The sequence below is a fragment of the Microthrixaceae bacterium genome, assembly GCA_016702505.1.
In the GTDB taxonomy this organism is placed as follows: domain Bacteria; phylum Actinomycetota; class Acidimicrobiia; order Acidimicrobiales; family Iamiaceae; genus Aquihabitans.
In genome coordinates, this window is the sequence record JADJDU010000003.1 from 412335 (window position 1) to 438817 (window position 26483).

18 protein-coding genes and 1 pseudogene are annotated in these 26483 nt (G+C 65.7%); 6 read left to right on the plus strand and 13 right to left on the minus strand.

Annotated elements, in window-relative coordinates; translation table 11 throughout:
- Positions 1-6 precede the first annotated feature (6 nt).
- Positions 7-2589, minus strand: a complete 2583-nt coding sequence (locus IPG97_05030) for an EAL domain-containing protein (GenBank protein ID MBK6855925.1) — start codon at positions 2587-2589, stop codon at positions 7-9.
- Positions 2590-2712: 123 nt separating this feature from the next.
- Positions 2713-4992: a phosphoribosylformylglycinamidine synthase subunit PurL gene (purL, locus tag IPG97_05035; GenBank protein MBK6855926.1), complete on the minus strand. Its 2280-nt coding sequence runs from the start codon at positions 4990-4992 to the stop codon at positions 2713-2715.
- 307 nt (positions 4993-5299) lie between these two features.
- Between purL and IPG97_05040 the strand changes: the two genes are divergently transcribed.
- A complete protein-coding gene (locus IPG97_05040) occupies positions 5300-5896 on the plus strand; it encodes a hypothetical protein (GenBank protein ID MBK6855927.1) in 597 nt (198 codons plus the stop codon).
- A 52-nt stretch (positions 5897-5948) separates the two neighbouring features.
- Here IPG97_05040 and purQ read toward each other — a convergent pair whose 3' ends face one another.
- Genes purQ through IPG97_05060 form a run of 4 tightly spaced genes read right to left on the minus strand, consistent with a single transcriptional unit; the run spans position 5949 to position 9321 of the window.
- Entirely contained in the window at positions 5949-6635 is a 687-nt protein-coding gene (gene purQ, locus IPG97_05045) for a phosphoribosylformylglycinamidine synthase subunit PurQ (protein ID MBK6855928.1), read from the minus strand.
- Positions 6632-6898 (minus strand): phosphoribosylformylglycinamidine synthase subunit PurS, encoded by a 267-nt coding sequence (gene purS / locus IPG97_05050; protein ID MBK6855929.1) that lies wholly within the window; start codon positions 6896-6898, stop codon positions 6632-6634. The genes purQ and purS overlap by 4 nt, the downstream gene beginning before the upstream one ends.
- Before the next feature lie 53 nt (positions 6899-6951).
- Complete coding sequence (locus IPG97_05055) at positions 6952-7839, minus strand: phosphoribosylaminoimidazolesuccinocarboxamide synthase (protein ID MBK6855930.1); 888 nt, start codon at positions 7837-7839, stop codon at positions 6952-6954.
- Positions 7840-7890: 51 nt separating this feature from the next.
- Positions 7891-9321 carry an adenylosuccinate lyase gene (locus IPG97_05060; protein ID MBK6855931.1) on the minus strand — a complete coding sequence of 477 codons (1431 nt, stop codon included), beginning with the start codon at positions 9319-9321 and terminating at the stop codon, positions 7891-7893.
- Between the two features lie 326 nt (positions 9322-9647).
- On the opposite strand from IPG97_05060, the gene IPG97_05065 reads away from it, so the two are divergent.
- The gene (locus tag IPG97_05065) at positions 9648-10064 is read left to right on the plus strand and encodes a hypothetical protein (protein MBK6855932.1); all 417 of its coding nucleotides are present in this window, start codon (positions 9648-9650) and stop codon (positions 10062-10064) included.
- 112 nt (positions 10065-10176) lie between these two features.
- On the opposite strand, the gene purE is transcribed toward IPG97_05065, so the two are convergent.
- From purE to IPG97_05080, 3 genes are all read right to left on the minus strand, one after another.
- The gene (gene purE / locus IPG97_05070; protein MBK6855933.1) at positions 10177-10611 is read right to left on the minus strand and encodes a 5-(carboxyamino)imidazole ribonucleotide mutase; all 435 of its coding nucleotides are present in this window, start codon (positions 10609-10611) and stop codon (positions 10177-10179) included.
- 107 nt (positions 10612-10718) lie between these two features.
- Entirely contained in the window at positions 10719-11945 is a 1227-nt protein-coding gene (purD, locus tag IPG97_05075) for a phosphoribosylamine--glycine ligase (protein ID MBK6855934.1), read from the minus strand.
- Positions 11946-12003: 58 nt separating this feature from the next.
- A complete protein-coding gene (locus tag IPG97_05080; protein ID MBK6855935.1) occupies positions 12004-13341 on the minus strand; it encodes an adenylosuccinate synthase in 1338 nt (445 codons plus the stop codon).
- Positions 13342-13505: 164 nt separating this feature from the next.
- On the opposite strand from IPG97_05080, the gene IPG97_05085 reads away from it, so the two are divergent.
- Together IPG97_05085 and IPG97_05090 are read left to right on the plus strand one after the other, a co-directional pair.
- A complete protein-coding gene (locus IPG97_05085; protein MBK6855936.1) occupies positions 13506-14261 on the plus strand; it encodes an ABC transporter ATP-binding protein in 756 nt (251 codons plus the stop codon).
- Positions 14262-14326: 65 nt separating this feature from the next.
- Positions 14327-16936 carry an ABC transporter permease gene (locus IPG97_05090; GenBank protein MBK6855937.1) on the plus strand — a complete coding sequence of 870 codons (2610 nt, stop codon included), beginning with the start codon at positions 14327-14329 and terminating at the stop codon, positions 16934-16936.
- 106 nt (positions 16937-17042) lie between these two features.
- Here IPG97_05090 and IPG97_05095 read toward each other — a convergent pair whose 3' ends face one another.
- Entirely contained in the window at positions 17043-18686 is a 1644-nt protein-coding gene (locus IPG97_05095) for a PQQ-binding-like beta-propeller repeat protein (protein ID MBK6855938.1), read from the minus strand.
- A gap of 562 nt (positions 18687-19248) precedes the next feature.
- Between IPG97_05095 and IPG97_05100 the strand changes: the two genes are divergently transcribed.
- Positions 19249-19911, plus strand: a complete 663-nt coding sequence (locus IPG97_05100; GenBank protein MBK6855939.1) for a DUF4230 domain-containing protein — start codon at positions 19249-19251, stop codon at positions 19909-19911.
- A gap of 37 nt (positions 19912-19948) precedes the next feature.
- Here IPG97_05100 and ung read toward each other — a convergent pair.
- Positions 19949-20613, minus strand: a pseudogene (ung, locus tag IPG97_05105) (uracil-DNA glycosylase).
- A gap of 133 nt (positions 20614-20746) precedes the next feature.
- On the opposite strand from ung, the gene IPG97_05110 reads away from it, so the two are divergent.
- A complete protein-coding gene (locus IPG97_05110; protein ID MBK6855940.1) occupies positions 20747-21853 on the plus strand; it encodes an HtaA domain-containing protein in 1107 nt (368 codons plus the stop codon).
- Between the two features lie 181 nt (positions 21854-22034).
- Here the strand turns inward: IPG97_05110 and clpB are convergent, their stop codons facing one another.
- Positions 22035-24512 carry an ATP-dependent chaperone ClpB gene (clpB, locus tag IPG97_05115; GenBank protein ID MBK6855941.1) on the minus strand — a complete coding sequence of 826 codons (2478 nt, stop codon included), beginning with the start codon at positions 24510-24512 and terminating at the stop codon, positions 22035-22037.
- Between the two features lie 219 nt (positions 24513-24731).
- Positions 24732-26435, minus strand: a complete 1704-nt coding sequence (locus IPG97_05120) for a DUF3556 domain-containing protein (GenBank protein MBK6855942.1) — start codon at positions 26433-26435, stop codon at positions 24732-24734.
- Positions 26436-26483: the final 48 nt, after the last annotated feature.

Sequence of the window (26483 nt, forward strand, 5' to 3'; positions counted from 1 at the left end):
GGCGAATCAGGCGCCGGCCTTTGCCCCGCCCGCACGCATCCACACCGCCAGATCATCAGCCGGTAGTGGGCGGCAGAACAGATATCCCTGCGCCATGGTGCAGCCCAAAGACGTCAGGGCGGCGATCTGAGCTGGCGTCTCCACACCTTCGGCCACCGAGGTGAACCCGAGGTCACGGGCCAACAACAACGACGCCGACACGATGGCCCGATCTCTCGGACTGCCGACCTCCAGGTCGGCGACGAAGGACCTGTCGATCTTGAGCTGGTGTGCCATCGAGAACCGACGGAGGTAGTCGAGCGACGCGTAGCCCGTCCCGAAGTCGTCGATGGCCATCTGCACGCCATGGGACCCCAAACGGGTCAGGGCCGAGAGGGCCGCATCGGTTTCGGCCACCAACGCACTCTCGGTGATCTCGATCACCAACGACCCGCCGGCCAGACCGGCCCGGTTCAATGCGCCCGTCACCACCTCGACCAGATCGGTCGCTCCCAACTGTCGCGCCGACAGGTTCACGTTCATGTGCACCTGGCCGAAAATTCCCTGCCCACGCCAGGCCGCTAGCTGTCGACAGGCCTGGCCCAGCACCCACCTGTCGATCTGTGTGATCAGACCGGTCTCGTCTGCCACCGCCAGGAACTCGTCGGGCGCGACCAAGCCGTGACCCGGGCGGTTCCAACGGACCAGCGCCTCCACCCCCGCCACCGACCGGTCCGATATCCGGATCACTGGCTGGTAGTGGACGGTCAGCTCGCCGTTGGCGAGAGCGGCACGGAGGTCGCGTTCCAGCTCCAGTCGCCGCACCATCCGTTGCTGGAACGCCGCTTCGAACACTGCATAACCGGCTCGCCCCTGGTCCTTGGCCTGGTACATGGCGACGTCGGCGTCGCGGATGAGAGCTTGTGGCTCCAGCTCACCGTCGGCACTCACCGTCACCCCGATGCTGGCCGACACGTGGATCTCGGCCCCGTCCACCACGACTGGGTCTTCCAGAGACCGGGCCAGCTGCTCGGCCAACCCCACTGCGCCGTCGTAGCCGTTCACTGCTTCACAAACGATCACGAACTCATCTCCCCCGAATCGGCCCACCAGGGCTCGTTCGGGCATGACCTGTCCGAACCGTTCGGCCACCTGTTCGAGGAGCCGGTCTCCGACGCTGTGCCCCAGGCTGTCGTTGATGACCTTGAAGTTGTCCAGGTCCACGAAGAGCACGGCGACGTCGACACCATGGCGCTTCGCGGTGGCAAGGGCATCCTCTACTCGGGCCATGATGAGCACCCGGTTGGGGAGCCCGGTGAGTACGTCGTGAGCTGCCTGGTGTTCGAGCCGAGCCTCGAAGTTGTGGCGCTCCATGGCGATGGTCGCGAGATCTCGGGCCTGCTCGAGCAATGCCATCTCCGATGAAGTCGGAACCCGATCGTCGGCGACCATCACGGTCACCATGCCGAGCTGGTTGTGACCGCCTTTGCCGTGCATGGGGAAGCACCAGCAGGAGGCGAAGCCGGCATCGATGACCGCTCCCAATCGAGACCAGCGGGGATCTTCGGCGATCCCCGTGAAGATCGCAGGACCCTCGAGACGGATGGCTCTCCCCAGGTCACTGTCGAGCGGATGGTCGTTGAGCGCCGCGACCACGACCGGGGGCAGAGCCAAACCCTCACCGTGTCGAATCACACCCGAACCGTCCATGGACGCCACCGACACCACCGCGGCCTGGATTCGGCCTTCCACCATCGCCACGATGTGGTCCACCGTGTCCTGCAACGGGATCCCCCGAGCGATGCCTTCGAGCACTGCTGCCTGTTCGGCGGCGAGTTCCTCGACCCGACGACGTTCGGTGACATCACGCCCGTTCAACACCAGGCCCCCCACATCGGGGTCGTCGACCAGGTTGCTGCCCAGGATCTCCAGATGACGGTAGGTGCCGTCGGTGGCCATCACCCTGAAATCGAAGGGCACCCCATCCAGTGCCGCAGGTTCGTTCATGGCCAAGGCCATGCTCTCCACGGCCCGGCCGAGGTCATCGGGATGGATCAGCTCGAAGACGCTGATGCCCTGGGCTTCGTGGGGAATCCCGAGGATCCGTTCGACTGACGGGCTGGCGTAGACGACAGTCCCGTCGGCTTCGACCAGGACCACCAGGTCCGAGGAGAACTGGACCAATGCTCGGTAGCGAGCCTCGGCCCGACGTCGGGCGTCCTCGGCTTCTACCCGTTCGGTGGTGTCACGGGCCACGGTGACCAACCCGCGGATGGTCGGGTCATCGATTCGATTCGTGACCACCGATTCCATCTGCCTAACCCCGCCGTCGCGAGTCTTCAGGTTGAGGCCGAAAGGTCCGTGGGTTCCGGGGGCAGCACAAACCGCGGCGAACACGTCGTCGAAGTCCTCGTGGTGTTCCAGCGCCATGAAATCCGCAATGGGAAGACCGATGACCTCGGCGGGGTCCCAGCCCAGCTGTGAGGTGATCGACGGGCTGCAATAGGTGAGGATCCCGTCTGAGTCGATGACGGTTACCACCTCGGACACCAGTTCGATCAACAGGTACCGAGGATCCAACGATGGCGGTGCCATGGCGGTCTCGTTCATCTCCCTCGAGGTTGGCTCTGATGCCATGTCTCGCGAACCTTCTCCCTACAAGGCGCCCATTGTGCCAGGGCCATGAGGCCGACGTCTGACCTCACCGAGATCTGGCCAGGGGCCCGGTGCTGGTCAGGCTTGGGTGGTTCCTTCGCCGAGGGCATCGGGCAAACGGTCGCGCCAAGTAGCGGTCAAATGGTCGAGGCTCACGGCGATGAACGGACCGTCGGGACCGTCGATCGCGAACGAGGCTCCGCCAGCGATACCCAGGCGCTTGACCAGCACCCCCTTGGTTCGAGCCTCGGCCTCCACCGTGATCGCCGCCTCTTCGTCGAGGGCGACGACCACCCGCGCCGGGAGTTCGGCGAAGAGGTGAGCCGCCGTGGGCAAGCCCGAGACGCTCGAACCGACGCCGGAACGAACCGCCATCTCAGCCAACGCCACCGCCAGACCACCGGTGGACACGTCGTGCACACCCGCAAGCGAACCACCAGCCACCAGTGACCGCACGAAGTCACCCAGGATCGACACCTCTGCCGGGTCGAGTGCCGGCAGGTCGCCTCCCTTGTGACCGTGCAGCCATGCCGCGGCGGAACCGGCCAGAGACGGTTCGGGCCCGCTCAGGTCGTCTCCCAGGAGCAGCAGGACATCACCCTCTCGCTGCCCCACCCCCGGCGGGCGACGATCAAGCTCGTCGACAACTCCGAGCAGCCCCACCACCGGGGTGGGATCGATGTTCACACCCTTGGATTCGTTGTAGAGGCTGACGTTCCCGCCCACCACCGGAAGCCCGAAGGCAACACATGCCTCGGCCATGCCGTCGATGGCTTCGGAGAGCTGCCACATCACCTCAGGATGCTCGGGATTGCCGAAGTTGAGGCAGTTGACGACCGCGATGGGCCGAGCGCCGACACAGGCCAGGTTGATCACCGACTCGGCCACTGTCGAAGCCGTGCCCTTGCGGGGATCCACCGCACACCAGCGGTGGTTTCCGTCGGTGGTCAGCGCCAGGCCCCTCCCGGTGTCGACGCCGGTGGTGGGGTGCTTCAGGCGCAGCACCACCGCATCGCCGCCCGGTCCCTCCACGGTGTTCAGGAACAACTGGTGGTCGTACTGGGAGGACACCCAGGTGGTGTCGTACATCAGGTCCAACAGGGTGGCGGTCGGATCGGTCGGCACCGGGGGCACATCGGCTAGGCGCTCGTTCCGACCAGCCGGCTCGGCCCGGGGACGGTCATACAGCGGGGCGGCGTCGTGCAGGCTCGAAGCCGGCACCTCGGCCAGCACCTCGCCGTCGAACCCGTCCACGATGCGCAACATGCCCACGCCATCGGGGCCCGGCGCGGTCACTCGACCGACAACGGTGGCCGTCACCTCCCACCGTTCACAGAGGCGCATGACCTCGGCCAAACCGTCGGGGGTGACGATGGCGAGCATCCGCTCCTGGGACTCCGATGTCATCACCTCGAACGGCTCCATGCCGTCCTCTCGTCGGGGCACCGCGGCGACGTCGAAGTCCATGCCGACCCCGCCCCGCGAGGCGGTCTCACTGGCGGCACAGGTGAGTCCGGCACCGCCGAGGTCTTGGATGCCCACGACGAGGCCGGCATCGAGCAGGGCCAAGCACGCCTCGATGAGGCGCTTCTCCTCGAACGGGTCCCCCACCTGGACGGCCGGACGCTTGTCTTCGCTTCCCTCGTCGAAACCGGCCGACGCCAAGACGCTGACCCCGCCGATCCCGTCCCGACCAGTGGAGGAGCCCAGCAGGACAGCCAGGTTTCCCTCACCAGAAGCCTGACCGAGTACCAGACGATCGACCGGAAGGAGGCCCAGGCACAACACGTTGACCAACGGATTGCCCTGGTAACAGGCGTCGAACACCACCTCACCGCCGACGGTGGGCACTCCGACCGAGTTCCCGTAACCCGAGATTCCCGACACAACCCCCTCGGCCACCCAGCGGCTACGCGGATCGGACAGCGGCCCGAACCGCAGGGGGTCCATGAGCGCTATAGGCCTTGCCCCCATGGTGAAGATGTCCCTGAGGATCCCACCCGCTCCGGTAGCCGCCCCTTGATAGGGCTCGATGTAGGAAGGATGGTTGTGGCTCTCGATGCGGATTGCCGCCGCGATCCCATCGCCGACATCCATGACACCTGCGTTCTCCCCGGGACCTACGAGCACGCCTTCACCTGTCGTCGGGAGCCGCTTCAGGTGGATACGTGACGACTTGTAGGAGCAGTGCTCGGACCACATCACCGAGTACATCGACAACTCGAGACGGTTCGGGTCTCTCCCCAGGATGGAACGGATGTCGTCCAGTTCGCTGTCGGTGAGGCCGAGCGCCCTGTGGATCGGCGTGCCGTCAGCGGCGATGTCGTTGGAAGCGGGCGTGGCAGCGGCGTCGGTCACGGCCTGAGGCTACCGGCGCGCCCGCGCCGCGGTCAGTTCGTGACCCACCCACCGAAACCGCCCAAGGCCCCCCATCGCTTTGGCCGCTCATTTTTCTCCGTTCAATCTGCCAATAAATCGAAGGGTTCCAGGCTCAGGTCAAGGACCAACTTCGACGCCAACCAAAATTGAGCGCAGGGATCAGACCTCCAGAACAGGTATTGAGTTCAACATGCCAACCCTCCACAGGTGAAAACCACCACGGGTTCCGGCTGAGAACGTCGACGGCAATTGGCAAATGTAGGTTTCCTTGTTATGTTCATCGACCATGGCAACCAAAAAGACTGAAGACATCATTCGTCGCTACCTCGACTCACTAGGGAAGTCGGATCGGCCGGTTGTAGACCGTGAAGCTGTCAGCGCCCTCAAGCATCAAATCCGAGCTGAGGGTGACCTACTCGAAAAGGCCCGTCTCCTGTCTGCCCTCGAGATCGAGGAAGCAGGCCGGGTCCCCGACCGCAGCGGAGAAGAGGAGGCCTTCGTGGCCGAGGCTCTCGCCTGGGCCGAGGATGCCGGCGTCACCGCCGGTGCTCTGCAGGCACTCGGCGTGGCCGACGACGTTCTGCGCAAGGCTGGCTTCGAGGTCAAGGCAAGTTCCGGCGCCCGCGGCACCGGCCGAGGGCGACGTGCCAGCAGTGGCGGCGGCCGGTCTCCGGCCATCCCGCTCGACGACGTCGCCGCCGCCGCCCGCAAGCTCGGATCGGGCTGGCGTCTCGCCGACCTAGCTGGCGTGTTGAACCGCGACAACATGACGGTTCGGAACTACGTGAGCAAGCTGATCGAAAAGGGCGTGGTCGCCGATCTCGGTGACGACCCTCGCCATGCCGGTCGAGGACGGGCCCCCAAGATCTACGGAATGGCCTGACGGTCCGAGCGGATCGGTCCGGTCCGATCCGGATTTCGGTGGTACCGGCACCTCAAGCGGGTGCCGGTATCACCGAGGTCGCCGAACCCAGGAACGAACGCATGAGGGGCACGCCGTCGGCGGAGCCCAACAGGTCACTTATTGCACGCTCGGGGTGAGGCATGAGACCCACGACGTTGCGGCCTTCATTGGTGATTCCAGCAATGCTGTCGACGGACCCGTTGGGGTTGTCGACGTAACGCAGGACAACCCGGTCCTGATCCTTGAGCTCAGCTAGCACTTCGGGCGAACAGGTGTAGTTGCCTTCGAAGTGGTTGATCGGCACCCGAAGCACAGAGCCGACCTCGGCTTCGCCGGTCAAAGCCGACTTGGCCGTTTCCACCCTCAACTCCACCGTTGTGCACAAGAACTTGAGGCCCCGGTTCTTCTGGAGTGCACCAGGCAGCAGGCCGGCCTCGGTGAGCACCTGGAAGCCGTTGCAGATTCCCAGGACAGGTCCACCTGCGGCCGCATGGTCACGAACCGCGTCCATGACCGGCGAGAAGCGGGCGATGGCCCCGGGACGCAGGTAGTCGCCGTGGGCGAACCCGCCGGGAACCACGACCGCATCGACGCCGTTGATGGACCGGTCGCCATGCCAGCAGATCTCGGCCTCTCCCCCCAGGAGCGTCACCGCCTCGATCACGTCGAACTCGCAGTTGGATCCGGGGAAGAGGACCACCCCGATGCGGGCAGTCACCTGGCGGCTCCGTCCAGCACGGATACCGACACCTCGGCCGACTCGATCACCGGGTTGGTGAGGAAGCGTGCACAGAGATCCTCGACTTCTGCCCGAGCTGCGGCCTCATCGGTCGACTCCAGTTCGAAGCGGATCTGCTTACCGACCCTGACACCACTGACCCCGTCGAAACCGAGGTGGGGTAGAGACCGTTCGATGGTGGCTCCCTGAGGGTCAGCCACCCCCTCCCGGAGCGAGACATCGACCTGGACGAAGAAGCGCATGCCCCCCATCGTCGCACAGGCCCTCGACTCTGCTGAACCCGAACGGATCGGGTTCAGCTCACCCCCGGCCAATCGGCGAACGACCGCCCGGTGATGCGCTCATAGGCCTCTATGTAGCGGGCCCTGGTGGCGGCCACCACGTCGACTCCCAACGGCGGCGGCGGCGGGCTCTTGTCCCAGTCGAGTCCATCGAGGTAGTCGCGCACCGGTTGCTTGTCGAACGAGGGAGGGGTCGTGCCCGGTGTCCATTGGTCAGCGGGCCAAAAGCGCGAGGAGTCCGGCGTGAGGACCTCGTCGGCCAAGATCAGCTCACCGTCCACCAGACCCAGCTCGAACTTGGTGTCGGCGATCACGATCCCGCGCTCCGCCGCCCACTCGGCGCCGCGCTGGTACACGGCCAGAGACACGTCACGGGCCCGTTCGGCCAGGTCCCGGCCCACCAGATCAACGGCCTCGTCGAAGCTGAGGTTGATGTCGTGCTCACCTAGTTCGCCCTTGGTTGACGGGGTGAAGACCGGCTCAGGCAGCTGCGCCGACTCCAACAGGTCAGCGGGCAGGGTGGCGCCGTGCATGGTGCCCGATGCCTTGTATTCCTTCCAGGCCGATCCGGTGATGTAGCCGCGCACGATGCACTCGATGGGCAACATCTCGGCCCGGCGGCACAACATGACCCGACCGGCGAGGTCCGGGTGGCGGGCCTCGGCGGGCATGTCGTCGAGGTCGGTGGAGATGAGGTGGCCAGGGACCAGGTCGGCGAAGAGCTCGAACCAGAACGCAGACATGGCGGTGAGAACCCGGCCCTTGTCCGGGATGGGCTCGTCCATGATCACATCGAAGGCTGAGATCCGGTCTGACGTCACCAGCAGCAGCCGACCATCACCCGCGTCGTAGATATCTCGAACCTTGCCCGATGAGAGATGTGGAAGGGAGATGTCGACCATGGAGGCGACGCTACCGGAGGCCCACCCGCTCCACCCATCTGCACCGGTCGATCAAAGGATGGCGCCGGGTCGGTAGGCCGCTGACTCTGGGTCTGCCTCGGCCAGTCTCTCCACCGTGGCGACGAAGGTCGCTACCTGGGCCGGGGCCGTTCCCACGAAGTCGATCGGTCGGGCGACGGCGGCACCGATGGCGTCTCTGTCCAGACCGAGCCGGGGGTCGGCTGCGAGGCGGTCCAAAAGCGTGTTCTCACTGGCAGCCTGCTCACGCATCTCGAGCGCCACAGCCACGGCGTGCTCCTTGATGGCCTCGTGTGCCTGCTCGCGACCCACGCCGGCCCGCACGGCAGCCATCAGCACCTTGGTCGTGGCCAGGAAGGGCAGGTACCGCTCCAGTTCCCGGTCGATAACGGCCGGGTAGGCACCGAACTCGGCCAGTACCGTCAGGAACGTCTCGAACAGCCCGTCTAGTGCAAAGAAGGCATCAGGCAGAGCGACACGGCGCACCACCGAGTCGCTCACGTCTCCTTCGTTCCACTGGTCACCGGCGAGGTGGGTGACCATGGCCAGGTGGCCGGCCAAGATCGCAGAGAACCCGTTCACGCGTTCACACGACCGCGAGTTCATCTTGTGCGGCATGGCGGAGGACCCGACCTGGCCGGGCTTGAAGCCCTCGGTGACCAACTCCTGGCCGGCCATCAGCCTGATGGTGGTGGCCAGGCTCGAAGGTCCGGCCGCGGCCTGCACCAATGCCGAGATCACGTCGAGATCAAGCGAGCGCGGGTACACCTGCCCGACATTGTCGAGTGCGGTTTCGAAGCCGAGGTGCTCGGCGACCGCCGTCTCGAGCCGATCGACCGCCTCGGGTGATCCGAGGAGGTCGAGCATGTCCTGTTGGGTACCCACCGGCCCCTTGATGCCGCGCAGCGGGTAGCGGGCGATCAGGTCGTCCATCCGGGCCAAGGCCACCAACAGCTCCTGGCCGGCGTTGGCAAACCGCTTGCCCAGGGTGGTGGCCTGCGCCGGAACGTTGTGGCTTCGGCCGGTGATGACCGTGGCCGAATGCTCGGCGGCCCGCTCGGCCAACCGAACCAGGGTCGTGACCATCCGGGAACGGACCAGGGTCAGCGCTGCCTTCACCTGGAGTTGCTCCACGTTCTCGGTCAGATCGCGGGAGGTCATCCCCTTGTGGATGTGCTCGTGACCGGCGAGGGCCGAGAACTCCTCGATCCTGGCCTTGACGTCGTGACGGGTCACCCGCTCCCGCTCGGCAATGGAAGCCAGGTCGACTTGGCCCACGACGGTCTCGTAGGCGTCGATCACACCATCTGGAACCAGGACTCCGAGCTCGGTCTGAGCCCGAAGCAAAGCCAGCCAGAGCTGTCGTTCGAGCACGACCTTGTTGCGGGCCGACCACACCTCGGTCATGGCGGAGCTGGCGTAGCGCTGGGCGAGAACGTTGGGGATGTCGGTCGTCACGAACAGATGGTAACAACGGCCCCCTCTATGCCCTCAGGGTGGCCGGATCGGCACCCGCTGGTGAACCACCGAGCGTGCAACCACAGCCCGCCATCCCCACCCACGGTGGCGAAATGGGCCGAATGGTCCTACTCTGAGGCCGAGGGGGCCATCTGGCCCATTTTCGGGCCAGAACCCGAATGATGCTTCACCTTTGTGGACTCGGTACCGAAGGTTCTAACGACCTCATCGGAACGGAGGGAGACCGGGACATGAATTACTGCTTGCGCCATATGGAGGAGCCATCCACCGGTGAATGCCGGAGCTGCCACGGCTCGTATTGTGCTCGGTGCTTGGTCTATTCGTTCGGCCCCAAGAAGCCACCGTTCTGCGTGGGCTGCGCCCTGCGGGCATCCGGCGTGCGGTCGGGTCCTCGGCCCACATTCCAGCCCGATGCCACGCCGACCTCGGTTCCCGCCATGGGCTTCAGCGACGCACCCGCTCTCTTCGGGGATTCCGACCACCACAACCACCAGGACCCACCGTCGGGGCCCCAGGGTGGAACCCCCGCCAGTGGGGTTCGCTCCTCGTGGGCTCAGAAGCGTTCGCAGCGCCAAGCTGCCAAAGCCGCTCGACGTTCCGCTGAACCTGCCCTGGTCGGAGCTGGCTCCAGTGCCCCACAACCGACGAGCGCCGACTTGGAGCCGCTGCTCACACCCGGTCAGCGCTCGGCGCTGGGACGCCTCGTCCACGACGGATCGCACGCCTGACCCACGGTCAGACCGCCCGGTGCGCCGGGCACCCGATTCCTTGCTTCTGCTGTTCGTTGTCACCCCCGCTCCCTCGGAGCGGGGGTGACAGCGTTTTGTGCCGCGGTCGATATCAGGAGACGGCGGCCCGGGCCTCACGGTCCTCGACCAGTGCATCGGCCAGGTTCTCGTCGGAGATGGCCAGCATCTGGACCGCCAAGAGTGCGGCGTTGACCGAACCATCCACGGCCACGGTGGCCACCGGAATCCCTCGTGGCATCTGAACGGTGGCGTACAGGGCATCGACCCCGTTGAGGGCTCCCCCCGACAGAGGGACACCGATGACCGGAAGGGTGGTGTGGGCCGCGGCGGCACCAGCCAGGTGAGCCGCCATCCCAGCACCGCAGATGATGGCGGCGTAGCCCTCTGATCGAGCCCGGCTCACGAAATCGGCCACCTTGGCCGGAGTCCGATGGGCCGACATCACGTAAACGTCGGCGGTTATGCCGAAGGCCGCCAAGGTCTCGGCGGCCGGATCCATCTTGGGCCGGTCGTTGGGCGAACCCATCAGGATCGCAACCTTGTACTCGCTCAATGTTCCTCCTCGAAACGTTGGATTGTTCGGATCAATGGCTCGACGTGAGCCTGGGATCGGGACCGGTCAAGGGATGCCGGTCACCGGGCGATGTCGGTGCGATGGTGCATCCCGGGCCAATCGATGTGACTGATCGCTTCGTAGGCACGACCCCGCGCCGTGCTCACGTCCGACCCACGACCGACCACGTTGATCACCCGCCCGCCCTTGCTGATCAGCGACCCGGCGTCATCGACGTCGACCCCCGCGCCCAGGACCGTCACCGACGGGACCTGGCGTGCCGCCTCCAACCCCACGATTCGGTCTCCGGACCGGGGCGTTGCCGGGTATCCCTCGCTGGCCGCCACGACCAACACCGCGAAGTCGTCGGCGAACTCGGGCTCGGGCACCGCGCTCAGGTCGCCGTCGGCGGCAGCGCACAACAACTCAGCCAGGTCCGAGGTGAGGCGGAGAAGGACCACCTGGGAGTCGGGATCACCGAAGCGGACGTTGTACTCGAGCAGCTTGGGGCCATCAGGGGTGAGCATCAGACCGGCGTACAACACGCCTCGGTAGTCGATCCCGCGTGACCGGAGCTCGGCCAGTGTCGGCTCGATGAAGGTACGGGCCACCACATCAGCCAGGTCATCGGGAGCGAAGGGCAGAGGCGACCACGCGCCCATCCCTCCGGTGTTCGGACCGGAATCTCCATCTCCCACCCTCTTGAAATCCTGAGCCGGAGGAAGGCAAACGGTCTTGGTCCCGTCGCACACGGCGAACACCGAGACCTCCGGTCCGGTGAGGAACTCCTCGACCACCACTCGCCGTCCAGCATCTCCGAAGGCATCTCCGGCCAACTTGGACCGGATGTCGGCCTCGGCTTCGGCGCGATCCCCGGTCACCAAAACCCCCTTGCCTGCCGCCAGTCCATCGGTCTTGACCACGTAGGGGCCGGGCAAGGTGTCGAGGAACTCGACGGCCTCATCGACCTGTTCGAAGGTTCCGTAGCGGGCGGTGGGAATGGCGGCCGCGGCCAGCAGGTCCTTCATGTAGGCCTTGGACCCCTCCAGCCTGGCACCGTCGGCACCGGGGCCGAACACCCGGACGCCCGCGGCCCGCAACCGATCGGCCAGACCATCGACCAAGGGCTGCTCCGGACCGATCACGACCAGGTCGACCGACCCGTCGGCCACGAGATCTTCGACCGGCTCGGTAGTCGAACCGGGGATGGCCGGGTTGCCAGGAGTCACGATCACCTCGGCCGTGCGGCCCAGCACCTCGGCCAGGCCATGCTCTCGCCCGCCTGAGCCGACCACCACGACCTTCACCGCATCACCCGTACCGGACCGAACGGGGATTGGCCTTGCTGGCTGGCCGCCACCGACCTCACTCCCCACCCCGCTGGACGAACTGCTCGCGGCCTGGCCCCACACCGACCAAGGTGACCGGAACTCCAACCTGTTCCTCCAGGAAGGCCAGGTAGGCCTCGGCGGCGGCGGGAAGCTGGCCGGTCTCGGTGATGGTCGACAGAGGTTCGCTCCATCCCGCCAGCTCCTCGTAGACCGGCACGGCAGCATGGAGGTCGCTCTGGTGGTACGGCAGGTGCGTCACGCGCTCGCCGTTCACGTCGTAGGCCACGCACACCTTGACCGTGTCGAGCCCGTCGAGGATGTCGAGCTTGGTGATGGCCAACTCCGAGAGCGAGTTGAGCCGAACGGCCTGACGCAGCATCACCGCATCGAACCAGCCCGGACGGCGGCGTCGGCCGGTGACAGTTCCGTATTCCCGACCGACCTCGACGAAGTGATCACCCAGGCGGATCTCCTCGGCATCGGCATCGGCGGCGGACTTGCCCCCGATGGCCTCGGTAGAGATGGCCAACTCGGTCGGGAACGGACCGGTGCCGACCCGGGTCACGTACGCCTTGGCAACCCCGATCACCCGATCGATGTATCGGGGCCCCACACCGGCCCCGGTGCACACCCCGCCCGCCACCGGGTTCGACGACGTGACGAACGGATAGGTGCCATGGTCGAGATCCAAGAAGGTGGCCTGGGCCCCTTCGAACAAGACATGTTCGTCTCGCTCCAACGCCTCGTGCACCAGGGTGACGGTGTCGGCGATGTGGGGGGCGAGTCGAGGCGCGCAGTCTTCCAGGTACTCCCGAGCGATCTCATCGGGATCGAGGGGAAGCTGGTTGAACACCTTGGCCAACACCGCGTTCTTCTCGCGGGCCATGATCTCGAGCTTGGCCCGGAAGATGGCGGGATCGAGGAGATCCTGGACGCGGATGCCGACGCGAGATGCCTTGTCGGCGTACGTCGGGCCGATCCCCCGCTTGGTGGTACCGAGCTTGCGGCTACCGAGGCGGCGTTCGATCAGCCGGTCGAGCTCTTGGTGGTAGGGCAGGATCAGGTGGGCGTTCCCGCTCACCTTCAGACGGGACGGGTCCACGCCCTTGCTGATCAACATGTCCATCTCGGCGATGAGCACCCGAGGATCGACCACCACGCCATTTCCGATGACGGGGGTGATGTGGCTGTAGAGGATCCCGCTGGGACAGAGCTGAAGGGCGAAGCTCTGACCGTCGACCACGAGGGTGTGGCCTGCGTTGTGGCCTCCCTGATACCTCACCACCAGGTTCATGTCCCTGGCCACGAGATCGGTGAACTTTCCCTTCCCCTCGTCACCCCATTGGGTTCCGACCATCACGGTCGCAGGCACGGTCGCGCTCCTCACATCGGCGTTCAGACCGAGGGTCGATGCTAGTGCCAGCCACCCGCTGCTCCGGAATGACTTGTTCGCGCACATGGCGCGACCCAGATAGTTGCGGTGGAAGTGATCCGATCAGATGACAAGATGTCGCCCATGTCCGTCACCGCTCCTGAATCCGCCGCGCCCCACCCCCCGCCGACAACGGCTCGGTGGCGGCTCGGGCCGTCGACGCTCGCAAGGTCTACGGCTCGGGTGACACTGCGGTAAACGCCTTGGCCGGCGTCACGGTCGACTTCGAGGTCGGCCGATTCGCGGCCATCATGGGCCCGTCTGGTTCAGGCAAGAGCACGCTCATGCACTGCTTGGCGGGGCTCGACTCGCTCACCTCCGGCGAGGTGTGGATCGAGGGGGTGAACCTCACCGACCTGGGCGAGAAGGCCTTGACCCGACTCCGGCGAGACCGAGTCGGCTTCGTCTTCCAAGCCTTCAACCTGATCCCCACCCTCAGCGCCGAGGAGAACATCGTGCTGCCCTTGTCGCTGGCCGGGCGAGACGTGGATCGAGCTTGGTTCGACGAGGTGGTCGGCACGGTCGGTCTGGCCAACCGCCTGACCCACCGACCCAGCGAGCTCTCCGGTGGCCAGCAACAGCGGGTGGCCGTCGCCCGAGCTCTGGCCAGCAAGCCGGCGATCATCTTCGCCGACGAACCCACCGGGAACCTCGATTCGAGGTCGAGCTCGGAGATCCTGTCGTTCATGCGCCGGGCCGTGAGCGAGTACGGACAGACCATCGTGATGGTCACCCACGACCCAGTGGCCGCCAGCTACGCCGACCGCGTCCTGATCTTGGCCGACGGCAACATCGTGAACGAGATCGCGCAGCCCACCACCGAGTCGGTCGTGGACTTCATGAAGACCTTCGGCGAGTAGCGCCCTCCCGGCGTCAACCGCGTTCATCCTTCACCGTTCAACCTCCCCTCAACTCAGGTCTCCCCATGCTCAAGACGACCCTCCGCTCGTTGTGGTCCCACAAGTTGCGCCTCGTATCGACGTGTCTGGCCGTGGTGCTGGGCGTGGCCTTCATGGCCGGAACCCTCGTCCTCAACTCCACTCTCTCGCGGGTGTTCGAGGATCTGTTCAGCGACCTCGGCGAAGGCATCGATGCCGTAGTCCGGGGGCCCGAGCTCTTCGAGAGCGATTTCGACGGGGCCATCCGAGACGTCCTGCCCGAAGAGACGGTGGACAAGGTCCGCCAGGTCCCCGGGGTGGCGGCCGCCGAGGGCGGGGTAACGGCCTTCGATCTCACCCTGTTGGACTCCAAGGGAGACCCCATAGGTGGGGCCGGCCCTCCCACGATCGTCGGCTCGTGGACCGCGGATGACCAGCTCAACTCCTACCAGGTGTTCGAGGGTCGGGCTCCAGAGGCCAACGACGAGGTGATCATCGACCGGGGGGGAGTGCAAAAGGGCGGCTTCGCTCTTGGCGACCGGATCACCCTCATCGGGGCCACTGGGCCTGAACAGTTCGATCTGGTCGGGATATCCAAGTTCGGCGAGGCCGACTCTGCTGCCGGGTCGACCTTCGTCGGAACCACGTTGGGTACAGCCCAGAGGCTGGTGGGCAAGGAAGGCAAGGTCGACCAGATCGACGTGCGGGCCGAAGAAGGTGTCACGCCCGAAGCACTGGTGGCATCGCTGAAGAAGGCGAACGTGGCCCCTCGGGCCGACGTGATCACCGGCCAGGAACTCTCCGACGAATCGGTGAGCGAGATGCGAGAGGCGTTCGGGTTCTTCACCACCGCACTTCTGGTGTTCGCCTTCATCGCCCTGTTCGTGGGGTGGTTCATCATCTCCAACACCTTCAGCATCCTGGTGGCCCAGAGGACGCGCGAGCTGGCCCTGCTGCGGGCCATCGGCGCCGGGCGCCGTCAGGTACTCGGGTCGGTTCTGTTGGAAGCGGTGATCATCGGTCTGGTCTCGGCCCTGCTCGGTGTCGGCGCGGGGATCCTCTTGGCGGCTGGGGCCTTCGCTTTGCTCGATGCTCTGGGCGTGGACATCCCGAAGACCACGCTGGTGATCCAGCCCTCCACCGTGGTCCTGGCCGCGGTGGCCGGTCTCGGGGTGACCACGGTTGCAGCCCTCATGCCCGCAGTCCGGGCCACCCGAGTACCCCCGCTGGCCGCGCTGAGGGAGGTGGCGATCGACCGGTCCCACAGCTCTCGGTTACGGGCCGCCTCGGGTGTCGTCCTGTTGGCTCTGGCCGCGTTCATGATCCGCCCGGCCCTGGGCGGTGACCTGCCCGACAGCGATCTTCCGGCCGTCGGTTTGGGCATGGCTCTCCTGATGCTCGGCGTCATCGTCCTTGGCCCGGTGTGGGCCCGCCCCATCGCCAGGTTCGTGGGGGCCTGGCTGCCCTCGGTCAAGGGGGTCACCGGAACGATCGCCCGCCAGAACGCCATGAGGAACCCCCGGCGAACGGCTTCGACGGCGGCCGCGCTCATCGTGAGCGTCACGTTGGTCAGCTTCATCACTGTGTTCGCCAGCTCGACCCAGGCCTCCATCGCCGGAGCTATCGGTCGAGGGTTCGACGGCGACTTCATGATTCAACCCGCCAGCCAGTTCTCCATCACCGAGGCCACACCGGCGTTGGTAGAAGACATTGCCAACGTCCGGGGTGTCGAGACCGTCGCCGCCCTCGAACTCTTGGTGGCACAAGCTGAGGTCCCCAACGGTGACAAGGTCGGTGCCTTCATCGGTGCCCTCGACCCCGACACCGCTGAGCGGGTCTTCACCTTCCAGATGGCCCAAGGCTCCATCTCAGATCTCACGCCGGGTCGCATCATCGTGGGAAAGCGCGTGAGCGAGGAGCAAGGTCTCGTCATCGGAGATGAGGTCGAGATCCTGGGCCCGTCGGGTCAAGCCGTCACGCTGAAGGTCGGTGCGATCAGCGACGACGCCTCCTTCCTCGGGGACTGGACCATCACCCGCGCCGACTCGGCCCGCTTGGTCCGCCAGCCCACCGTGGCCCGCATCGGCGTCAAGCTCGACCCAGGGGTACAACCCGATGACGTCCGGGCTGCGCTCAAGTCCCAGGTCAAGAACTACCCGACCATGACCCTCCAGGACCGTGACCAGTACACCAGCAGCCTGGTGAACTCGATCTCGGCGCTGTTGAACGTGATCTACGGGTTGCTGGCGGTTTCGATCCTGATCGCCCTGATCGGCATCGCCAACACGTTGTCGCTGTCGATCCACGAGCGGACCCGCGAGCTCGGACTCCTTCGGGCCATGGGCATGAGCCGTTCCCAACTTCGTTCTTCGGTGCGTTGGGAAGCCGTGATCGTGGCCCTGATGGGAACCGCCCTGGGAATCGGCGTCGGACTGGCGCTCAGCTGGATCATGGTCCTGGCCTTGCGCTCTCAGGGGATCACCGAGTTCTCGGCCAACCCGGGTGAGATCGGGTTCATCGTGATCCTGGCCGCCGTGTTCGCGGTGGCGGCGTCACTTTGGCCAGCGTGGAAGGCCAGCCGGCTCGAGGTTCTGGACGCGATCGCCACGACTGAAACCTGTCTAGGGAGGCGATCGAACAGGCGAGCCGACCCATGAATACGGCATCGCTAAACCGAGGCGAGGCCTCGGTTCGATCAACCTCACAGCGACGACGACTGGACCTATCCGCTCGGGTCCTGAGCACTCGGTCCGGGACGTCGATCTAGCGCGTCGAGGACGATCCGGTTCTCTCGGTGGTCTCGGTCGACGAGGCCCCCGGGTCACCCATGGCGTAGAAGGCTCCACCACGGGCCCCCACGAAGATCCGTCCCTGGAACACCGTCGGGGTGGACTCGACACATCCTTCTAGCTGCACATTCCACAGCTCAGTGGGCTCGACGCGGGGGTCGGACAGGTCGAACCCGTGGAGTACCCCGTTGCAGTCGCCTTGGACCCATACGTCATCGACCACCACCGGCGACGACCAGGTCGGGCCAGGAAGTTTCTTCTCCCACAGGATGTCTCCGGTCATCTGGTGCACGGCAACGATCCGGCCGCTATCGGTGGGGGCGATGAGCACCCCTCGGTACAGGGCCGGGGTGGCCCAGAAGCCGTGCGGGTCCTCCACCGACCAGACCAGCGGATCGTCCGGCTTGGTCGGGTCGAGCTTGATCAGCTGGCCCACCTCGGCGTGGCGGTCGCTCGATGAGGACCGCTCCACCTCCTGAGCCACGTACAAGAAGCCCTGCCGGTCGATCACGATCGAGGCGTCGGTGTCGTCCCCGGTCCAGAACCGAAAGACCCGCTCGGGAGTCTTGCCGTCTTTGAGGCCACCGATGTCCCAACCTTGGACCAAGCCCCCCGAGTTGGTGAAGTAGAGGGTGTTGCCCGAGATCGCCACCGAGTTCTCGATCGAGACGTCCTCTACCCGTGAGCCGGATCCACGTAGGGCCGCGGTCAGCTCCTCGTCCCAACCTGGTGCGTTGAACACGATCTCGGGATCGACGGTGACGGTGCCATCAGCGGCATAGCCACGGTTGAGTTTGATGATGTGGATCTGGGAGTTCTCTCCGCCCTGGAACAAGAAGTCGTCGATCACCAGTGGTGAGCCGTCCCAGTCGTCGTTCCACCGGGTTGGAGAAACCGCCTTGGCCGTGAGCTCCCACAGACTCTCGGGTTCACCCGAGGGACGGTCCATGGCGATCACGTGGAAGTTTGCTCGACTGCCCGAGTAGAGCAGCGGGTAACCGTCAGGGTCGCGGGTGACCGATCCCTTGACGATGTCACCGATGTCGAACGGGCTTAGGATGTCGGATCCATCCTCGGCATCCATGAAGTGGACGTTCTTGTCATAGGCGCCAAAGGCCACCCAGGTGCGGCCGTCTTCCAGCCAAACCGCCGGTTGGCCGGTCCAACCGGTTCCGCACCACGTCTTGGCCTGTCCGCCGACCGCGGACTGACCGCACATGCCGCCCGACTCGGGGTAGCGCCACAGGATCTCGGGCGCGGTGGGCACAGGACCCAGGCCGTAGTAGCTACGCGTCGGGTTGCCTCGGAATGTGAGCTGCCCCACGATCTCCGAGCTCCACGGTCGCCCCGACGTGGCGGGATCCACCCAACCATCGAACGGCACGGTCGTAGGAGGGGCCAGTCCCGGTGCCACCGTCGTCTGTGACGTGGCGGTAACCGTGTCTCCGTCACCGGACGCGGCCTCGTCGCCACCTTCTCGACCCGAGATGGCCGAGACCGCAACAACGATCAAGAGCACCACGGCCATGATCCCGCCACCGATGATCAGTCGTCGACGGAGCATCTCGCGGTCCCGTTCGGCTTGGCGGGCCCGATCGACGCGGCTGGCGGCCGCCAAGCCGGCGACTGTGGAGGCGGCCGTGGCGTGAGAACCCGACTGGCCAACCGGTCTCGCCGACCCGAGGTTGCTCCCCGCTGGAACCCGAGACCCGGGCGACGGCGACCGCGGCGTCCGTGAATCACCTCCCCGAGTTGTTTCGGTCGACGAAGGCGAGCGAGACCGCCCGGCCTGGGGTGGGAGCCCTGACGTCGGCTTCTGCGGGACCGGGTCAGGTCGCGAAGGCCTGGGCCGGTGCTGTCGCGGGCTCGATCCCGGATGGGCCTCGGGACCGGCGGCAGCCGGATCGATGGAGTTCGGATCGGGTGATCCTCCCGGACGTGGCGGCCGTCGAGGCCCGGACCGGGGTGGAGGTTCTGGACTCACGGGTCCAGCGTAGGTAGCAGGCCCCCCTTCCTCGGGTAATGGCTCGCGCCCTCAACACTGCCGTGACGTCACACCCGGGGCTTACCCGTGCTGGAATACCGGTCTGCGATCTCCGCTCGAACCGGCCCGAGCCAACCTGATCACACGACGACCCCTGCCGAGGCCCAACCCAATGTCCAGTTCCCGATCCCGCTTCATGCCTGCCCTGTTGGTGGCGGCTGGCCTGGTCGTCGCCGTCGCCGTGGCCCAGTCGCAGTCGCTGCTTCCTCGCTTCTCAAACCCGGTCAAAGAAGAGGAGGTCGACCGGTCTGCGCCGCCTCTGGTGATCTCCCTCGAGGACAAGGCCGACCTGATCGCCTCGTCGGGCAACCTCCAGGTGTTGGTAGACCGCGAGGTGGACGTTCGTTGGCTCCCGGGAATCGTGGCCGGCGAGCGAATCGTCTATCAGGCGGTGGGCTCGGTTGATGGAATCGTGCGTCTTTCCGACGTGGAGTCGCGGGTCACGGTGGATGAGGCCACAGGGGAACGGATCGTCACCTTCCGCGTGCCCCGAGCCGAACTGTCAGAGGTCCACCTCGACCTCGACGAGTCCCACGTCGTCGAGAGCGACAGCGGGTTGTTCAACCGGATCGCCGACTTCTTCAACGACAACCCCGGTGAGCTCCAGGAGTTGCAGCGCAGAGGTAGAGACAAGATCGAGAAGGCGGCATTGGAGGCCGGGGTCTTGGAACGAGCCGAGGAAAACGCCCGAGAGACCCTCACCGATCTGGCCATGCGGGCCGGTGCCGACGATGTTGTGGTCGAGTTCGTGAACCCACCCGACGAGTCGGCCACCACCACCACCCGTCCCAGCGCCTGAACAACCGGTGAGGGTCGCCAGAAGCAAGGGGCTTGGCTCAGGCGGTCAGTGACCAATCCACCGGTGGACGACCGGCGGCCGCTAGCGCGGTGTTGACACGGGAGAAGGGACGGCTCCCGAAGAAGCCATTTCGGGCCGAGAGCGGAGATGGATGGGCCGACTCGATGACGACGTGACGTGAGGTGTCGACCAGAGATCGCTTCTTACGGGCATGGGCACCCCAGAGCACGAACACGACCGTCTCGGTTCGGGCCGATACGGCGCGTATCACCTGATCGGTGAAGCGCTCCCAGCCGTGGCCGTGGTGGGAGCCAGCACGACCGGCACCCACGGTGAGGGTCGTGTTGAGCAGCAGAACGCCCTGTCGAGCCCAGGGCGTCAGGTCGCCCGTGCGAGGGATCGCCACCCCGAGGTCGTCGTGGAGCTCCCGGAAGATGTTTCGCAGCGACGGGGCGGGGCCACGCCGTCGCGGACCGAGAAGCACAGGCCGTGAGCCTGTCGGGGACCGTGGTAGGGGTCCTGGCCCAAGATCACGGCCTTCACGCTGGCCAGAGGCGTCAGATGCAGAGCGGCAAACACCTCTTCGGCCGGCGGATAGACGGTGCCGGTGTCGCGTTCGGCGACCACAAAGGCCTGGAGGTCTCGCCAGTACGGCTGGTCGAACTCTCCGCGCAACACCGGGTTCCAGTCGGTCCGGGCCACGGGCGACCACGGTAACGCTTGGATCTCACCAGGTGCTCCGCGGCCCGGGGGGCCAAGGCCAGCTCGTGTTTACTGACCGGTACCCATTGTGTTAGGTATACCTTTCACTATGCATACACCAATCCATTCCTCCATGGATCCCACCCCGGCAAACGCATCGGGGTCGAACCGCAATCCACGTCGGCGACGCCGACTCGTCTCCGCCGCCGCCCTGGCCGTCGCGTCCGTGGTCCTTGCGGCCTGCAACGGCACCTGGGGCGTTCGGTCCTCGTTCCGCACCTACGCCGCCGGCCCGGGGGGCGGTCAGATCACAACTCAGGAAGGCGTCGAATGGCTTGACGGTCCCGGACCCGGCAAGGGTCCATTCCGGTGGCAGGTCGAGTGGGCCACCTTCGACAACAACACCGACACCGGAACGGTCCAGTTCTCTGGCGGAGCGACCATGAAGGCTCACGCCGCCGGCACCAGCCACGTCCTCGATGTCTCCATCTGGAACCCCCGCCTGGAGATCGCCGGAACCACTGGAACCCTGGTCGCCGACCTCAACTACCGGCCCTACCAAGGCACGAACCCCAACCCGCTGCCTTCCCTTCAGGCCGCGTTGGACGTTCCGTTCGCGACCGTCGACCTCTCGGCTCAGACCCTGAACCCTGACGGCAGCGGCAACTACTCGATCACCGACGCACCCATGACCGGAATGAACGCCGCCATGACCCTCATCGGGTTCGACCAGTTCTACGGATCCAACGTCGCCCTCGACCCCATCACGGCAAGCTTCAACCCTGACCTGTCGCCCAAGACCCTGGCCAACACCCCTCGCGTTGTGGTCTCCCGCACCGAAGATCTTCGCCCTGGCGACCAGATCACGGTCTGGGGCTACGGATTCGACCCCACGGCCAACCCCGGTACCCGCCCGCCGCTCACCGGCCAGCCCACCGGTACCTACGTGATCTTCGGCAAGTTCGCCTCCGCCTGGCAGCCCTCGACCGGTGCCGCCGCGGCCACCCGTACCGTCGTCGACCAGAAGTGGGCGCTCCCAGCTTCGTCCCGGGCCATCCTCGACCCGACGGGGACCGGTGCCGCCTACGTGACCATCGACTCGTCCGGGCGGTTCGAGGCCGTCGTCACCGTGAACACCAGCACGAGCACCAACCCGAACTACGGGGTGTTCACCTACCCGGGTAGCGGAGCGGTCAACGCCGCCTATGAGACCCAGACCCTGGTGACCTTCGCTCCCTGACGTCGGCCCCTGGTCACCCAGAGACGTGGTCGACGCTGGGGAACACCCCGCCGTTGCCCACCGGCGCCTCTCCATCACGGGCCTCGGCCCGGGGTCCCACGGGACCAGCGCACGTTCGGACTCCGGGAGCAATCCCGGGGTCCGAACGCGTTCTGCCCTTTCGATAGTTCAAAGGGCGAACTCACACCGTCAGGGTGATCGCTCCTTCGGCATTGGCATCCACGGTTACCGTCGCCCCGTCAGTGACCTGACCTTCGAGCACCATGAGGGCCAGGCGGTCTCCGATCTCGCGCTGGATGACCCGCTTGAGGGGCCGGGCCCCGAACGCGGGATCGAATCCCTCGGTGGCCAAGGCTCGCTCGGCCCCTTCGGTGACCTCCAGCCCGATCCGCCGCTCCGCCAACCTGGACCTGAGACCCTGGAGTTGGATGCCGACGATGTGGGACAGATCGCTCTCGTTGAGAGCTCGAAACCGAACGATCTCGTCTATCCGGTTTACGAACTCGGGCTTGAACAGCGTGAGCGGATCACCCGGCAGGTTGCTGGTCATGATCAGGACCGTGTTGGTGAAATCGACCGTGCGGCCCTGGCCATCTGTGAGGCGTCCATCGTCTAGGACCTGGAGCAAGATGTTGAACACATCGGGGTGCGCCTTCTCGATCTCGTCGAGCAGGATCACGGCATAGGGCCGACGACGGACGGCCTCGGTGAGCTGGCCACCCTGGTCGTACCCGACGTAACCAGGCGGGGCGCCAACCAGCCGGGACACGGCGTGCTTCTCCATGTACTCGCTCATGTCGATGCGGACCATGGCCCGCTCGTCATCGAACATGAAATCGGCCAAGGTCCGGGCTAGTTCGGTCTTGCCCACACCGGTGGGACCCAAGAACAGGAACGAGCCGATGGGCCGGTTGGGGTCTCCGAGCCCGGCCCTACTCCGACGGATGGCGTTTGCCACCGCCACCACGGCCTCGTCTTGACCTACGACTCGCTCGTGGAGGACCTCCTCCATGCGAACCAGTTTGGCCATCTCCCCTTCCATGAGACGGCTGACGGGCACACCCGTCCACTTGGACACGATCTCGGCTACGTCCTCCTCATCTACCTCTTCCTTGAGCATCTGTTCGGTGCCCTGAAGATCCCCCAGACGAGACGTGGCCTCGTCTACCAGCCGTTCGAGGTGGGGGATCTGGCCGTAACGGATCTCTGCCGCCTTCTCCAGGTCTGCTTCTCGCTCCAGCTCGGAACGTTTGGCTTCGAGTTGTTCCTTGAGATCACGGATCTGGGTGATGGCATCTTTCTCGCCCTGCCAATGGGCCTTCATGGCCATCGACTGCTCCTGGAGGTCAGCCAGGTCCTTGTCCAGGTTGGACAGCCGGTCCACGGACGCGTCGTCGGTCTCCTTGGCCAGAGCCACCCGCTCGATTTCGAGCTGGCGGATGCGCCGTTCGACGACGTCTATCTCGGTGGGCAACGAGTCGATCTCGATGCGCAACTTGGACCCGGCCTCGTCGACCAGGTCGATGGCCTTGTCGGGCAGGAACCGGCCGGTGATATAGCGGTCTGACAGCACCGCGGCAGCCACCAGCGCTGCGTCCTGGATTCGCACGCCATGGTGGACCTCATAGCGTTCCTTGAGGCCACGGAGGATGGCGATGGTGTCCTCCACGGTGGGCTGCCCCACGTACACCTGCTGGAACCGGCGCTCGAGAGCGGCATCGGTCTCGATGAACTTTCGGTATTCCTCCAGGGTGGTGGCTCCGATGAGGCGGAGCTCACCGCGGGCGAGCATGGGCTTGATCATCTGGCCGGCATCCATCGCCCCCTCGGCCTTTCCGGCACCGACGATGGTGTGGAGCTCATCGACGAAGGTGATGACCTCACCCTCGGCGTCTGTGATCTCCTTGAGAACGGCCTTGAGCCTCTCCTCGAACTCTCCGCGGTACTTGGCGCCCGCCACCAGGCTGCCCATGTCGAGGCTGATGAGACGCTTGTTCTTGAGCCCTTCGGGGACGTCGCCTTCCACGATGCGCCGAGCCAAGCCCTCCACGATGGCCGTCTTGCCTACGCCGGGCTCGCCAATCAGCACCGGATTGTTCTTGGACCGGCGGGACAGGACCTGGATGGTTCGACGGATCTCCTCGTCCCGCCCGATAACGGGGTCGAGCTTGCCCCGCCTTGCGGCCTCGGTGAGGTCACGCCCGTACTTCTCCAAGGCCTGGTACTGGTCCTCGGGGTTCTGGCTGGTGACCCGGTGGCTACCCCGCACCTCCCGAAGGGCAGCGAGGACTTCTTCCCGTGTTAGGCCCACCCGGTCGGCCATGGCCAGGAGAAGATGTTCGGTGGAGAGGTATTCGTCGGTGAGTTCGGATCTGGCGGTGTCGGCCGCCTCCATCACCTCGGAGAACTGCCGCGACAGTCGTGCTTCGGACCCGTAGGCCTTGGGCAGCTTGGCGAGCGTGTCCTCGGTTCGATTGCGAAGCGGGGTGGGGGACACCCCGACCTTCTCCAGGATCGGGAGCACCACACCTTCGGGTTGGCCCAAGAGCGCGGCCAGCAGGTGATCGGGGGTGACCTCGGGGTTGTTGTCGGTGGTGGCTCGGCTTATGGCCGAGTTGACCGCTTCTTGGGTCTTGAGTGTCCAACGGTTCGGGTCCATCGCCATAGATGCCACCCTAAGACGACCCCTGAAAGTTGACAACCATTGACTCAGGTTTTCTTAGGGCCCGAGCGAATAGGTCCAGTCGTCGTCGCTGCGAGGGTGATCAGACCGAGGCTTCGCCTCGGTTCAGACATGCCGTTTCTATGGGTCGGTTCGGCTATCGGCGCACCTCCTTATGTCATGTTCGGGGATCCGGCCGGCCTGGCGGTTGGACCCTCACGTCTGAAGGGGCACGTCGTGAGCCCACGGCTGAGACTCGACCAGGTCAGCCGCTCGAACCAATCCCTCGCCCAGAGGGCCCACGGCCGCATCCACCGCCCGCCAGTGAAGGTTGACGCCCGCCAGTGGCTGAGACTCCAAGAACACGCATCGCAGGTCGCCCGGCTCCATCGGGCACCGAGACGAGATCGATGCCAGCAACTGCTCGTGGTGGAGGTGACCCTCACCGAAGTTCCATCCCAGAGCGGTGGCCGCCACCAACTCGCCATCGAGAAGTACCAGAGACTCCCCCGCGTCCACCGGATCGAGTTGAGCCAATCCCCCCGGGTCATCTCCCAGCACGCGGGCCAGCACCGAGTTCAGGGCTCGGCCTTGGAGGTGCATGGATCGGAATGCCTGACCTCGCGCCATCACCACCGGGGCCAGATCCGCTCCAACGAACGTGTCAACCTGATCCAGATACGAGGGGATGGGGGTTACCAGGGCGCCATGGACCCGCTGGTACACACCCGGAGCGAACACCCAAACGCTGGCCGCCCAGTTCCCGGCGTAATACCGCATCGACGCCAGGAACGACACCCGGGCCGGCCACAGGTTGCCCACGATCGGCACCACCACCACGCACACGACCAACAACGCCGCCAGCGCCGGGGAGCCGATCTCCCAGAAGCGGACCTCGCTGTGATGGCCGAAGAGCGTGAGCGCCGAGAACACGAAGAAGACGTTCCACTCCAATGGAACACCCAGGGGGAAGCTCGACAGGATTCCCAGGTGGAAGCAGACCATCACCACCAAGGCGATCGTGGTCAGGCGGCCTCCGGAACTGAAGGCCAATACGAGCGGTGCGACGTACTCCACGACCGTGGCCCCATGGGCGATCGTGGCCGCCAACCGAGAACTGCGCAGATCGGTCGGATGGTCGCGGTACAACGCCCGACGGAACCGATCCGAACGGTTCAGGGGATGATTGGTGAGCATGGCGGTCATGACGCTCGGGAAGTGGTGGTTGAGCTTCGAGGTAGCCGCACCCATCCACAACGCCAGTTGAACCGCCTTGGCCGCAGCCAGGCCGTCGGCGGTGAACAGAAAGACAGATGTGGTCAACAGGTAGTGCTCAGCCCGCATGGCCAGGAACACCGTCTTGTCTCGCAGACCTAGGACCAGCGCAGACACCACCATCGGCCAGATGGCAGCACCATCAACCGGCGCCGACATCAACGCCCGGACGCCCGACCCCAACAGGACCACGTAGAGGACCACATCCAAAGCGGTCCGCGCATCACCTCCGGTGAACGGCATCCAGGTGAAGGGCCGCAGTCGCACGGTGCCCCGGCGGAGGAAGAAGATCACGGCCGTGAACGGCGGGTTCATCCGGCCGGTGAGCGGACCGCTGCCGCAACCCAGCCCGATCACCTCCCACAGCAGCGTCCAGATCACCGCCTTCTGGAACACGATCGGCTCGAACCACCAGTCCCCCACCTCGGTCACGCCACCGATCCCCGGAGTGAGCGATGCCACGGCCACGAATCCGCCCACGTACAAGATGAGCTTCACCACATAGAACAGGTAGGCCGCGGGCGGGACGCCGAACCCGTGGCGCGACCAGTCGACGCACATATCCCGCAGCCGATCGAAGTAGGACTGGCGAGCCCACTCTTCAAGGTCGAAGTCGGGTAGCACTGGATCAGTGAGGGTCCCCATCGTCACCCATGTTGACCCAAGCCTGGATCCGCTGGGCGGGAAACCCGC